Raw genomic sequence first — 13,751 nt, 5'->3', positions numbered from 1 at the left:
CGCAAACGATCAGATACAGTTTACTTCCCGCTCCAGTTCAACGCCAAATTTTTCATGCACCGAACGTTTTATTTTCTCCGAAAAGTCCCAGACTTCTTTTCCGGTGGCATTGCCATGATTTACCAGCACGAGCGCCTGTTTTTCATGAACGCCCACATTGCCTTCGCGCACACCTTTCCAGCCGGTCTGTTCAATCAGCCAGCCTGCCGCCAGTTTCGCTTTCCCCTCTCCTGCCGGATACACCGGGAGCGTTTCGAATTCCGTTTTCAGGCGTTCTGCCAGCGAAGCCTCCACCACCGGATTTTTAAAGAAACTACCGGCATTTCCCAACTCTTTTACATCGGGTAATTTTGAAGAGCGAATTTCAATCACCGCCTCGCGGATCGTGTGCAAACTAACATCGCCCTTTTCCTTCACTTTTGCTTCCAAATCGCCGTATCCCAGCTTAAACTCCGGAAATTTTTCCAGCCGGAAAACCACCGAAGTGATGATAAACCTGTTTTTCAGGTAGCTTTTGAAAATACTGTCGCGGTAGGCAAAGCGACATTCATTGGCCGAAAACTCCGCAATTTCCTCTTTCTCCAGGTCAAAACCCTTTACTTTTTCCACAACCGCGCAAACTTCCTGTCCGTAGGCACCAATGTTTTGAACCGGTGCAGCCCCCACTTTTCCGGGAATCAACGAAAGATTTTCAACGCCTCCCAGTCCGTAAGTCACGCAATATTCAACCAATTCGTCCCAGCTTTCACCTGCTCCGGCCTCAATCCACACATTCTGACGGTCTTCGTGTACCGGAAAAATCCCGGGTACTTTGGGATGAATCACCAAACCATCAAAATCATTCATAAAAAGAATGTTGCTGCCCTCCCCCAGCACAATCAGTTTTTCTTCGCGCCAGCTTTTATTGCTGCGAAAAAAAACAGCCAGGTCTTCTACCTCGGTAAATTCGAAAAAGTATTTGGCTTTGGCGTCAATCCCAAACGTATTGTGGTCTTTCAGTGAGTAGTTTTCAAAAAAGCGGATCATTTCAAAATTTTTGCGCAAAGATAGATGAATTCACAAAACATGTCAGCTCAAAGCAAGTCCCTTGTTTCGATTTGTTCAAAACCCTTCCTGAAAATGCCAGGTTGAAAAATATTCTGACGATGCAAAAGTTCTATATTTACAGTTCCAAATCCGTCCGCTAATTGAAAACAGCAAAAAAACGAATCATTGTTTCGGTAACCAACGACCTGGTTTCAGACAACCGGGTACACAAGGTTTGTACAAGCCTCCTGAAAATGGGTTTTCAAGTGTTACTCATTGGCCGGAAATTACCTCACAGCCTGGACGTAAAAAGAGATTATTCAACCAAAAGGATGAAACTCTTTTTCAGGAAAGGGCCCTGTTTTTATTCCGAATACAACTTCAGGCTTTTTGTGCACCTGCTCTTTGCGAAGTACGATATTTTGCTTGCCAATGACCTGGATTCGCTACCTGCCAACTATCTTGCTTCGCGCTGCAAAGGCAAAACATTGGTGTACGACAGCCACGAATATTTTACACAGGTTCCGGAGCTGATCAACCGCCCGCGGGTTCAGAAAATATGGGAACGTATTGAACGAATGATCCTCCCGAAAATAAAGCATGCCTACACCGTTTGCACTTCAATTGCAAATGTCTACCGCGAAAAATACGGTGTCGATTTTAAAGTGGTTCGAAACCTTCCTCTTTCAAAGGAGCCACAAACGCCGACTGCTTCCTCCGGTTCGAAAATGATTTTGTACCAGGGCGCTGTGAATATAGGTCGCGGCCTTGAACAGGCAATCCGGGCGATGCACCACATCAACGATGCAACACTGGTAATTGCCGGCGATGGCGACATCCGGACACAACTACAGGAGTTGGTTATAAATGAAAAGCTTGAAAACAAAGTGGAATTCAAAGGGCGGCTGCCGCTGGAGGAACTGGCAAAACTAACTGCACAGGCTGATTTGGGACTTTCGATCGAAGAAGACCTGGGCCTGAATTACCGCTATGCACTTCCCAATAAACTTTTTGATTACATCCAGGCCCGGATACCGGTTTTGGTGACCAATTTACCAGAGATGGCCGCCATTGTGAATCAATATAAAGTAGGAGCTATTACTGATTCTCTGGAGCCGGAGGTGTTGGCACAAAACATTCAGGATGCCTTAAACGACCAGGCAAAAAGAAAAGAATGGAAGGCTTACCTGTCAATAGCTGCAGCTGATCTTATTTGGGAGAAAGAAGAAAAAGTAATCCAGGAGATTTTTTCTGGTTTTCTATAAAAACGATTTAATTGGTTGAGTTTAAACCCAATTTAAGCTACTTTTGTTTCAGGAAAGAAATTATGCAAAGAATAGTACTTGACATACCGGATAATAAATTCAACTTCTTTATTGAATTGCTGAAAAATCTTGGAATTAAAAAAGTCAAAAGATTATCACAACAACAAATCGAATATGTTGATGGACTAAACAATGCTTTGGATGAGGTAGAAGAACATCTTCAGGAGAAAAAATACCTTCAAAATGCAAAAGACTTTCTCGAAGAGGTTTAATCTTGTTGTTATTACATTTCTGATACAAAATTACTCAATAAATACTGGTTCACCTGACTTCTGGTGTCAAACTATTTAAATACGTAAGATTTACTACTTCTATTTGTCGTTGGCTTATCAGCCGGATTTTACTCTTTGTTTTGGCACAAAGAGTAAACAGAAAAGCCAAGGCTGCGTCCGCTTCGCTCGAAAAAACTACGTGTAGCCGGCTAAGAGTTCGGAACTCCCCCGAATACTCGGGGTCAAACAGCCGAACTCTTTTAACGCCGTCTTCACTTGTTTTTCGGCTCACCGACCGAGGCCAACTTTCGCGATCTATCGTTAGCTCGAAGCGCAATGGCCTATTTTTATCGATTCCGGGATCGAAACCCAGGGTTAGTGAGAGCGGGAAGCTCCGAGGAATCGAGGAGATCACCCGCCCGAACTTAGCCGGGGTGAAGATAACGGATGAAGGTAAAAATCAGCCTTGCCCCGAGTACTCGGGGCTGCTTCGTCTTTGTTTTAAGACAAAGATGAAGGCCTCCGGCAGGATAAACTAAAATGCATTTATTGAGAAGGTTAAAAGAAAAGATTATCGGATAAAGAATTGGATGCCTTACTTGAGATTGCCGGCTTAAATATTTGATTCCAATAAGTTTTCAAACTCAATTACCTCTTTATTTTCTTCCGAATCCGACAGTTTTCCATGGGCACACACCAAGGTTCGTGCGGGTTTCTTGGCAATCACGGCATAATCGTGGGTAGCCATCAAAATCGTTTTTCCTTCTTCGTTTAGCCGGATAAAAAGATCGAGTATTTCTTCCGAGGTTTCCGGATCAAGATTTCCGGTGGGTTCATCGGCCAGTATGATTTCAGGATTGTTCAGAATAGCCCGTGCAATAACTACCCGCTGCTGCTCACCCCCACTCAGTTCGTAAGGCATTTTGTCTTTTTTCTGAAGCATTCCAACCACATTCAGCACCTCAATCACGCGCTCCATAATGGCCGTTTTTTGCTTCCAACCGGTGGATTGCAAAACAAAAGACAAATTCTGAAAAACATTACGATCGGTAAGCAAGCGAAAATCCTGAAAAACCACGCCCATTTTTCTTCGCAACTGAGAAACTGCACGGTTTTTAATGCCTGCCAGCTGAAAGCCCAGCACCTCACCTTTTCCCTGAAACAGGGGCAATTCGGCATTCAGGGTTTTAATCAGGCTCGACTTACCGGTTCCCACCTTCCCGATCACATAAATAAACTCACCCGCTTCCACCTCAAGATCCACATCCAGAAGAATGAGATTTTCCCGTTGATAGACAGCGGCCTGCTCCAGTTGTATGACTATTTTCTTGTCCATTCTGAATGATTGACGTACCAATTTAAACGGAAAATATTTGTCCGAAGGTATAATAAACAAAAGAAATAAACAGTTTCTTGTTAAGAATTAGAACAATTAGTAAACAAGGGCCAAATTGAGATTGACTATCTTAGATTTTCAATAAAATACCGGCAACTGGAAAATCAGAAACACTTCCACAGCCGATTAATTCACTAATAATGAGACTATAAAGCATGAAGACAATACCATTGATTTTATCCTTCGCGCTCATCCTTATTTTTCAACCCTTTGCAAATGCCCAGCAAACGGCTTTTTATACTCAGCTTGAGCAAAAAATTGCTGTGGCCAAACAACTTTACGAACAAAATAAATTTGTTTCGGCATTTCGCGAGTTTGAAAAAATACAAGAACAGGTGGAGGACAAATCGGAGTTTTATTCCGAAGCAGAATTTTTTAAAGCCGCCTGTGCTTTGCACGCAGGCTACCGTTCGGGCGACCAGATGATGGACAATTTCATTTCGGCTTACCCGGAAAGCCCGTACATCAACACCGCGTGGTTCGAGATCGGAAAAGTTCAGTTTGAAAAACGCCAGTATGCCAAAGCAATCCGTAGCTTTGAGCATGTTGACAGAAGCGACCTTTCGGAAAACGACCGGACAGAAATTCAGTACCAAAATGGCTACTCGAACCTGATGCAGGAAAACAACGAAGCTGCACTGGCCGAATTCGAAATAGTAAGAAGAAGCAACAATCTTTACAGCAAACCCGCGGGTTACTACTGGGCACACATCCAGTATTTGAATGGCAACTACGATGCTGCCCTTCAAGGATTTTCGGATCTGAATAACGATCCGGCCTATTCGCAGGTAATTCCCATTTACGTAAGCCACATTTACTACAAGCAGGCCAAATACAGCGAAGTGGTAAACTATACCGTCCCCATTATGGACGATGTTCAGGATGAACACAAAACCGAACTTTCGAGGATTGTTGGCGATTCTTATTTTCATTTAAGAGACTACGACAAAGCCATTCCTTACCTGGAAACCTATTTCCAAACTTCGGGCCCCAAAACGCGGGAAGAAAACTATATTCTGGGGTTCTGTTATTACCAGGCCGGGAAATACGCGGAAGCCGCTCCCCTGCTTGAAAAAGCAGCTACCGGAGAAGACGAGCTGACACAAAACGCCTGTTACCACCTGGCCGATTGCTACATAAAACTCAATCAGAAAGAAAAAGCAAAAACCGCTTTTAATGCAGCTTCCGAGTTTGATTTCAATCCTAAAATCAAGGAAGACGCCTTGTTTAGCTATGCAAAACTGACATACGAGCTTTCGTATTCACCGTTTAACGAAACCATCAAGGCTTTCGACCGCTACATCAGCGAATATCCGAATTCAGACAGAAACGCGGAAGCTTACCGCATTCTCGTGGATGTTTACATGGTAACACGCAACTACAAAGACGCCATCGAGTCGATCGAAAAGATCCGGAACAAAACACCCGATGTGCTGAAAGCCTACCAACGGGTAACTTTCTACCGTGGTCTGGAATTATTCAACGCGGGAGATTTTGGACAGGCGATTGAGTATTTCAACCTGTCGCTTGACAACGGCAAATACAGCCGCGATTTAAATGCCCGCGCCCAATACTGGAAATCGGAAGCTCTTTACCGCTCGGGCGATTACAATGCCGCAGTATTGGCTTACAACCGGTTTGAGCAGACTCCCGGTGCAACAACCACTGCCGAGTCGGGCACTGCCGATTACAACCTGGGATATGCCTACATGAAAATGGATGACCCGGAAGCTGCTTTCCGCCATTTCAGCAAATTTGTTTCAAAAAACAAGAGCAGCAATGCACCAAATCTGGCCGATGCCTACAATCGTCTGGGAGATTACTATTTCCAGAAAATGAAATACGACCAGGCAGTGGAAAACTATCAGCAAGCCTACAATATGCACATTTTTGAAGCCGATTATGCACTGCTGCAAATTGCTTTCTGCCAGGGATTGCAAAGAAAACATACAGAAAAGATTGACAACCTGAACCGGCTGCTCGGCGATTTTCCGCAGTCGGAATATGCCGATGATGCACTGTATGAACTGGGTCGCGCCAACGAACGTCTGGGAAAAAACTTCGACGCTGTGCAGCAATACCAGAAACTGGTTGCCACTTATCCTGAAAGTTCGTACTACCGGAAAGCCTTGCTACAACTTGGTTTGATCAACTACAACAACGGCGACTACAACAAAGCGCTGCAGCAATACAAGGAAGTAGCCGAAAACTACCGAGGCACACCCGAGGCCGAATCGGCGCTTCTGGGGATCAAAAACTGCTACGTTGAGCAAAACAATGTGGATGAATATTTCGCCTACATCCGTCGTTTGGGAGGCGGAGCTACGGTTAGCGCCACCGAGCAGGACCAGATGACCTACATGGCTGCCGAACGTCTCTACATGGATGGCAAACCGGAAGCCGGAACACAGTTACGTCATTACCTCGAACAGTTCCCCAACGGAGCATATCAGCTAAATGCGCATTTTTACCTGGCTGAAATGCTATACAAAGATGGCGCCTACAGCGAAGCAAACGAACACTACACCTGGGTAGCCAACCAGCCCGATAACCTGTTTAGCGAGCCGGCGCTTTCAAAAGCTTCTGAAATGCAGTTTAAGTCAGAAAACTACGAAGCTGCGCTTAACATGTTCAACCGCCTGGAAAAAGTAGCAAACAGCAAATGGAACATCCTGAAAGCCAACATTGGTCAAATGAGGTGCTACCTGCTGGCCAGCCAGTACCAGCAAGCCATTGAGGCCGCCAAAAAAGTGAAGAAACAAGACATTACCAGCGACGCATTGAAATACGAAGCCGATTATGCCATCGGAAAATCCAACTACGAACTGGGCAACCTCAGCTCTTCCATAGATCCGCTGAATGATGTGGCAAAAAACACACAGCTGGAACAGGGAGCTGAAGCCAAATACCTGCTGGCCGAGATTTATTACAAAAACAAGAATCTCGCAAAATCGGAAGAAACAATCATTGATTTTGTTGAGAAAGGAACACCCTACACTTACTGGCTCGGAAAATCATTCCTGCTTTTGGCCAGCATTTACGAAGATAAGGGCGATCCGTTCCAGGCAAAACATACGCTAAAAAGTTTGTCGGAGAATTACAACGAAGACGATGACGGCATAAAGGCAGAAGCCAACCGCCGACTGGCAGCCATCCAGGAAAAAGAAGCCCGCCAGCAGCAAAATGCTGTTGACAGTTCGTTTCAAATGGAAATTAAACAAAACTAAAAGCAGAAGACATGTACAGAAGATTCCAATATATTCTACTTTTCATTATTGCCGGAGCAGGTCTTTCGGTGCAGGCGCAAACACAAACCGACACACTGAGGCGCGAAGTGGAAGTTACGCGGGCATACGTTCCCACCATTTCGGATGCCAACAAGCTGAACAGCATGCCCAAGATAGATGAAGAACAGGCTGAAAAGCCAACTTTTCAATATTCCATTCAGAGCCAGCCGGTTTTCAGCACTTTTTCGGTAACGCCGCTAAAAGCCGCTACCATTGAAACAACACCCCACACACAACGGGGATACGGACTGGTTCGGGCCGGTTTTGGAAGCTACTACAAACCATACGCAGAAGTTTTCTTTAACAACCTGAATTCAAAAAATACCGTTTTCGGAATCCATGGAAAACACCTATCATCATACGGAGATATAGAACTTCCTGGAGGAAATAAGGTAGATGCGCCGTTTATGAACAACGAACTGGAGCTTTTTGTAAAACACTCCGTTCAGAGTTCGGTTCTATCCGTAAATGCCAACATCAAAAACGACGGGTTCAATTACTACGGTTACCCCGTGGTAGAAGTGCCCGAATTACTTTTACGCGACGATCAGCAGATCAACTATTTTGGCACCAAACAAGCATTTACCAAAGGAAGCTTTCACATTGATCTGGATGACATAAACGCCGACATTGATGAGCAGGAATTCGGTTTTTCGTTCGACTACCATTATTTTGGCACCAAAACCGAACAAAAAGAACATTTTGCCAATTTTACGGCCAATGTACGCGCCCCGCTGCAGGTGGGAATCGGAATGCTCGACGCAGGGCTTGAATACACGCAGGCCAGCAATATTTTTGTTCCGTCAGACACTACGCTTAATAAGCACTCGATGACCGTATTATTTGCCAAACCGGCCTGGTACATCGGAAACGAAACAGCCAACCTGAAACTGGGAGTCAACCTTTGGTTCATCATGGACAACACCACGGACACACAAGCCAAAATAGCGCCCGTCGTCCGTGCCAACTGGGCTCCGGTTAAGGAAATCATCAATCTGTACGCCGGAATCGACGGTAATTTCATCAACAATTACTACTCAAAAGTAGCCTACGAAAATCCGTTTGTAAATCCAGACCACGACCTAAAAAGCTCGGTGGAAAAGATTCGTTTTTACGGTGGCTTTGATGGCAAATTCTCACGTAAAACGGCCTTTAAATTTTCAGCCGAATATTCCATTACCGGAGACCAGCCGCTTTATTACCTGAACGAAACATATTATGCAAGCACGGAGATTAATCCAAATCCTCGGATCGTTGACAATACTTTTGCGGTGCTTTACGACGATATCGACCGCTTAAAACTAAATGCTGAGATCTTCCATGCATCGTCGGATAGACTGGATCTCGCACTTTCGGTGAATTACTACAAGTACAAAACCGACAAGCAAGAAGAAGCCTGGAACCTTCCCGACTGGGATGCTACCTTTTCGCTGGGCTACAAAATAACGGAACAGCTAAGCGTTTCAACCGATGTTTATTTGATGGGTGAAAGAAGTGCACTGATTCTGCAAAGCCAGGATTTTGATCCGGCTATCCCTGGAAGAACCGAAGATGCCGTATACAAAGTCAACAAGCTTAAATCTGCCTTCGACCTGAACCTAAAAGCCAATTACCAGATCACCAGCAAGTTTTCAGTATTTGCACAGTTAAATAACTTTGGGTTCCAGCAATACGAAAGATGGCTGGGTTATCCGGTACAAAGCCTCAATGGGCTGGCAGGAATAAGTTATGCATTTTAAAACAGAACAATAAAAAAGGGAGCTCAAAAGCTCCCTTTTTTATTGTTCTGTTACCTGACTTTATCCCGCTCATTTTCACGTTAATAAGTTGTTAACAAATACACCTGCAAATACCATCAGAACAAGCGGTATTCCGGCTATTTTTTTTATCTTTGACGGGTGATTTCAAAATCTTTTTCCACACAAGACAAGAACTTGAAAATCAACTAGTTTCCTTCAGTGACTATTCAATAAGTCTGCCGGGAAACTATTTTATTTTAAAGCATCCTTAAATGGATCAAATATTTAAATAGAAGAGATGAGCGAAATTGAAAAAAAAGAAGTCCGGAACAACGGCAACGGTAACGGAAACTATTCAGCTGATAGTATCCAGGTGCTCGAAGGTCTGGAGGCTGTACGAAAAAGACCGGCCATGTATATTGGCGACGTAAACGAAAAAGGTTTGCACCATTTGGTTTACGAGGTGGTGGACAATTCAATTGATGAAGCACTTGCCGGTTATTGTAGCAACATCGATGTTATCATTCATTCAAATAATTCAATAACCGTAAAAGACGACGGAAGGGGAATTCCGACGGAGAGACACACGAAAGAAAACAAATCGGCACTGGAAGTGGTAATGACCGTCTTGCATGCCGGTGGTAAATTCGACAAAGACTCTTACAAAGTTTCCGGAGGTTTGCACGGTGTGGGTGTTTCGTGTGTGAATGCACTTTCTACTCACCTGAGAGCAGAAATTCACCGCGATGGAAATGTATGGGTACAGGAATACAGTATCGGAAAGCCTCTTTACGATGCAAAAATTATTGGCGAAACCGATATTACAGGAACCATTGTAACGTTCCAACCCGACACAAGCATCTTCCTGTCAACGGTTTACAAGTACGAAATACTGGCAGCTCGTTTGCGGGAGTTGGCATTTTTGAATGCAGGAATCAGGCTGAATCTTACCGATGAGCGTCAGCAGGAAGAAGACGGCTCCAATAAAGCCGAAACTTTCTATTCGGAAGAAGGTTTGAAGGAGTTTGTGAATTATCTGGATGGAACACGTGAAAAACTGATCGACGAAGTGGTTCACATCACCACCGAGAAAAACGGAATTCCGGTGGAAATTGCCTTGCAATACAACACCTCCTTCTCGGAAAACATCCATTCGTATGTGAACAACATCAACACCATTGAAGGAGGTACACATCTTACCGGTTTCAGAAGGGGATTGACCCGTACACTGAAAAATTATGCCGATCAGTCGGGCATGTTGTCCAAACTGAAATTTGACATTAGTGGAGACGACTTCCGTGAAGGCTTGACTGCCATTATTTCGGTGAAAGTTGCCGAACCACAGTTTGAAGGCCAGACCAAAACAAAACTCGGAAACTCGGAAGTGAGTTTGTCGGTTGACCAGGCCACCAGCGAAGCACTGCAATATTATTTGGAAGAAAATCCAAAGGCAGCCCGCCAAATCGTAAACAAAGTGATTTTGGCAGCACAGGCTCGTCATGCGGCTCGCAAAGCCCGCGAGATGGTGCAACGCAAAAATGCACTTTCAGGCGGTGGACTTCCCGGAAAATTGAGCGACTGTTCGGAAAAAGATCCTTCCAAATGCGAAGTTTTCCTGGTTGAGGGTGACTCGGCAGGCGGAACGGCCAAACAAGGCCGCGACAGGCGCACACAGGCAATTTTGCCACTCCGCGGTAAAATCCTGAACGTGGAAAAAGCTATGCTGCACAAGATCTTCGAAAACGAAGAGATCAAAAATATTTTTACAGCACTGGGGGTTACCATCGGAACAGAAGAAGATTCCAAAGCTCTGAACCTGGACAAACTGCGCTACCACAAGGTAGTAATCATGACCGATGCCGACGTGGACGGAAGCCACATTGCAACCTTGATTATGACTTTCTTCTTCCGGTACATGAACGATCTGATCAAAAAAGGATATTTATACATTGCCGCTCCTCCACTCTACCTGCTAAAAAAAGGAAAAAGAGAAGCCTATGCATGGAACGAACAACAACGTCTGGCTGTGATCCAGGAATGGGCAGATGGAAACGAAAGCAGTGTTCATGTACAGCGTTACAAAGGTTTGGGAGAGATGAACGCCGAACAATTGTGGGATACCACTATGAACCCGGAAAACCGCACACTTCAGCAGGTAACTATTGAAAATGCGGCAGAAGCCGACCATATTTTCTCTATGCTCATGGGTGATGATGTTCCGCCACGACGGAAATTCATTGAAGACCACGCTACTTACGCCAAAATTGATGCGTAATTCGGAATTGAAATTTTTAGAACTGAAGTGAAACAATCCACTTTCGCACTGAAAATTTCATTTAAAATATGCAGAAAACCGGGAACTTCCCGGTTTTCTTTTCAGTATCCAATATCACAGTATTTAAAATCAAGTTGATGAATATTTGCGTTTTTTGTTCTTCCAGCAATGCCATTCCCGATGTATATTTTAAGGAAGCCCAACAACTGGGTACACTCATTGGGCAAAATCATCACTCGTTAATCAACGGAGGTGCCAATGTGGGACTAATGGAAGCGGTTACGATTGCCGCCAGCAAGGCAGGCGCCAAAACAATCGGTATTATTCCTGAAAAGATGATACACCGGTCGCTGGCATCTGACAACTCGCACGAGGTGATTGTAACCAAGGATATGATGGAACGCAAAGCACACATGCGTGAACTATCGCATGCATTCATCGCTTTACCCGGCGGATTCGGGACACTCGAAGAAATCCTCGAAGTGATCACACTTCGTCAGCTTTCGTACCATCACAAGCCCATTGTATTTATCAACACCAATGGCTTTTTCGATCACCTTTTCAAACAATTTGAAATTTCCTATACCGAACAGTTTGCCAAACCGGTTTACAGGGAATTGTATTACGTGGCCAAAGATTCGGAAGATGCCCTGAACCACATTGTCAACTACAAAGAAATTGAGCTGGACTCAAAGTGGTTTGTTGTACCGGAAAAATAAAAGCAAAACTGTAATTTTCAGCCAACAACCATGTCAGATAGGATAAAAAGCCGGCAAGGTATGCATTCTGACATTTTTACAGTCCGCACCTAAATCGGTTGTATATTTTTAACAAACATGCAGCACTGTTGTTAAATTATGCAAAATAGAACAAAAGCATAGTGTCATCACGACATACTGGCAGTAAATTTGATTGCAGGGAGTGCAATTATTTAATGAATTAAATTTTACTATCATGAAGAAGTTTGGGAGAATATCATTCACATTTTTACTTGTGATTGCAGGTGCATTTATTGCTGTTTGGGCTTACAGCACCTTCTTCAATGAACCACAAGTTGTAACAGTAAAAGAAGAATCAGCCATCCGATATGCCAGCTTACCGGCCGACAGTGAGCAGACACTACCCGATCTAACCTTTGCCGCAGAAAAATCGATACATACCGTGGTACACATTGCCACTCAATCCGTTCGCACCGGACAGTGGTCGAGCGGAAATCCGTTTATCGATGAGTTTTTTGGTTTAAGAAGAAGTGAACCTCAGGTACGTCAAGGCTTTGGCTCAGGAGTGATCCTTTCGGAAGACGGTTATATTGTTACCAATAACCACGTTATTGAAGACGCTCAGAAAATTAAAGTGATACTCAATGACAAACGCGAATTTGAAGCACGTTTGGTTGGCGCCGACCCTTCAACCGATTTGGCTTTGCTAAAGGTTGACGGAAAAGATTTACCTTATCTGACTTACGGAAACTCGGAAAGCTTAAAATTAGGCGAATGGGTACTGGCTGTCGGAAATCCGTTTAACCTTACCTCAACGGTAACTGCCGGTATTGTAAGCGCCCGCGCCCGTAACCTGGGAATTAATGAAGACACTTATTCAATAGAATCTTTTATACAAACCGATGCAGCCGTTAACCCGGGAAACAGTGGTGGTGCACTGGTAAATCAGCAAGGAAATCTGGTGGGAATCAATACTGCCATTGCATCCAGAACAGGCTCATATTCAGGATATTCATTTGCCATTCCGGTAACCATTGTAAAAAAGATTGTGGAAGATTTGAAGAAATACGGCGAGGTACAACGCGCCTTGCTTGGAGTAAATATTGGCGATGTTAATGCAGAAATTGCGAACAAATTAAACCTTGAGCGTGTTGAAGGAGTCTATGTAGGAGCGGTTACCGAAAACGGGGCAGCAAAAGAAGCCGGAATTAAAGCTGAAGATGTTATTATCGCCGTTGGAGGAGAAAAAGTGAAGACATCTGCTGAGTTGCAGGAAAAAATAAGTCAGTACCGCCCCGGTGATGATGTAAAAGTTGATGTTCTGCGGAACAATGAAAGGAAACAATTTACCGTTACTTTGCGTAACAGACATGGCGACACTCAGATTGTAAGAGATAACGTAAGTGTTTTAGGGGCTGAGTTTGTTACCATTGATAACGAATTGAAGGAAAAATTAGACATTGACCATGGAATAATGATTTCAAAACTTGATAAAGGAAAGCTGAAAGACGCCGGACTTGAAAAAGGATTTGTGATCACCAGCGTGAACAAAAAACCTATTTACGAGGTCAATGATTTTAAGAGAGAGATTGGAAACGCGAGAGGAGGAATTTTAGTAGAAGGAGTGTATCCAAACGGTGAACCGGCTTATTTTGTTTTTGGAGTGAGTAAATAACAAGACAAATCATTAAGTTTGTATTAACAACAAATAGATCATTTGTTTCTCCTTGACCGGTAATAATTTATGTTCTATATTTGCACGATTTTTTAAG

9 protein-coding genes are annotated in these 13,751 nt (G+C 44.0%); 7 read left to right on the top strand and 2 right to left on the bottom strand.

Annotated elements, in window-relative coordinates; translation table 11 throughout:
* Window positions 1-9: 9 nt before the first annotated feature.
* On the bottom strand, window positions 10-1,026 hold the full coding sequence (gene murB / locus D1614_RS12555) for a UDP-N-acetylmuramate dehydrogenase (RefSeq protein WP_119438398.1): 1,017 nt from the start codon (window positions 1,024-1,026) through the stop codon (window positions 10-12).
* Between the two features lie 161 nt (window positions 1,027-1,187).
* Between murB and D1614_RS12550 the strand changes: the two genes are divergently transcribed.
* The gene (locus tag D1614_RS12550; protein WP_119438295.1) at window positions 1,188-2,291 is read left to right on the top strand and encodes a glycosyltransferase; all 1,104 of its coding nucleotides are present in this window, start codon (window positions 1,188-1,190) and stop codon (window positions 2,289-2,291) included.
* Window positions 2,292-2,353: 62 nt separating this feature from the next.
* Window positions 2,354-2,563: a glutathione S-transferase family protein gene (locus D1614_RS12545; RefSeq protein ID WP_119438294.1), complete on the top strand. Its 210-nt coding sequence runs from the start codon at window positions 2,354-2,356 to the stop codon at window positions 2,561-2,563.
* A 613-nt stretch (window positions 2,564-3,176) separates the two neighbouring features.
* On the opposite strand, the gene D1614_RS12540 is transcribed toward D1614_RS12545, so the two are convergent.
* On the bottom strand, window positions 3,177-3,899 hold the full coding sequence (locus D1614_RS12540; protein ID WP_119438293.1) for a cell division ATP-binding protein FtsE: 723 nt from the start codon (window positions 3,897-3,899) through the stop codon (window positions 3,177-3,179).
* 215 nt (window positions 3,900-4,114) lie between these two features.
* Between D1614_RS12540 and D1614_RS12535 the strand changes: the two genes are divergently transcribed.
* The 5 genes from D1614_RS12535 to D1614_RS12515 all read left to right on the top strand — a co-directional run bounded on the left by D1614_RS12535 (window position 4,115) and on the right by D1614_RS12515 (window position 13,654).
* Complete coding sequence (locus tag D1614_RS12535) at window positions 4,115-7,186, top strand: tetratricopeptide repeat protein (RefSeq protein WP_119438292.1); 3,072 nt, start codon at window positions 4,115-4,117, stop codon at window positions 7,184-7,186.
* Window positions 7,187-7,197: 11 nt separating this feature from the next.
* A complete protein-coding gene (locus tag D1614_RS12530; protein WP_119438291.1) occupies window positions 7,198-8,985 on the top strand; it encodes a TonB-dependent receptor in 1,788 nt (595 codons plus the stop codon).
* A gap of 298 nt (window positions 8,986-9,283) precedes the next feature.
* Complete coding sequence (gene gyrB, locus D1614_RS12525; RefSeq protein ID WP_119438290.1) at window positions 9,284-11,260, top strand: DNA topoisomerase (ATP-hydrolyzing) subunit B; 1,977 nt, start codon at window positions 9,284-9,286, stop codon at window positions 11,258-11,260.
* 137 nt (window positions 11,261-11,397) lie between these two features.
* Window positions 11,398-11,979, top strand: coding sequence for an LOG family protein (locus D1614_RS12520; RefSeq protein WP_162304489.1), 582 nt, complete (start codon window positions 11,398-11,400; stop codon window positions 11,977-11,979).
* 235 nt (window positions 11,980-12,214) lie between these two features.
* Window positions 12,215-13,654, top strand: coding sequence for a Do family serine endopeptidase (locus tag D1614_RS12515; RefSeq protein ID WP_119438288.1), 1,440 nt, complete (start codon window positions 12,215-12,217; stop codon window positions 13,652-13,654).
* Window positions 13,655-13,751: the final 97 nt, after the last annotated feature.

This window comes from Maribellus luteus, assembly GCF_003576475.1.
In the GTDB taxonomy this organism is placed as follows: domain Bacteria; phylum Bacteroidota; class Bacteroidia; order Bacteroidales; family Prolixibacteraceae; genus Draconibacterium; species Draconibacterium luteum.
Note: the sequence above shows the minus strand (reverse complement) of the source record. Positions and strands in the feature narration are given on the sequence as shown.

Coding starts and splice junctions, on each gene's coding strand:
- murB (WP_119438398.1), bottom strand. CDS start 1,026: ATGATCCGCTTTTTTGAAAACTACTCACTGAAAGACCACAATACGTTT.
- D1614_RS12545 (WP_119438294.1), top strand. CDS start 2,354: ATGCAAAGAATAGTACTTGACATACCGGATAATAAATTCAACTTCTTT.
- D1614_RS12540 (WP_119438293.1), bottom strand. CDS start 3,899: ATGGACAAGAAAATAGTCATACAACTGGAGCAGGCCGCTGTCTATCAA.
- D1614_RS12535 (WP_119438292.1), top strand. CDS start 4,115: ATGAAGACAATACCATTGATTTTATCCTTCGCGCTCATCCTTATTTTT.
- D1614_RS12530 (WP_119438291.1), top strand. CDS start 7,198: ATGTACAGAAGATTCCAATATATTCTACTTTTCATTATTGCCGGAGCA.
- gyrB (WP_119438290.1), top strand. CDS start 9,284: ATGAGCGAAATTGAAAAAAAAGAAGTCCGGAACAACGGCAACGGTAAC.
- D1614_RS12520 (WP_162304489.1), top strand. CDS start 11,398: ATGAATATTTGCGTTTTTTGTTCTTCCAGCAATGCCATTCCCGATGTA.
- D1614_RS12515 (WP_119438288.1), top strand. CDS start 12,215: ATGAAGAAGTTTGGGAGAATATCATTCACATTTTTACTTGTGATTGCA.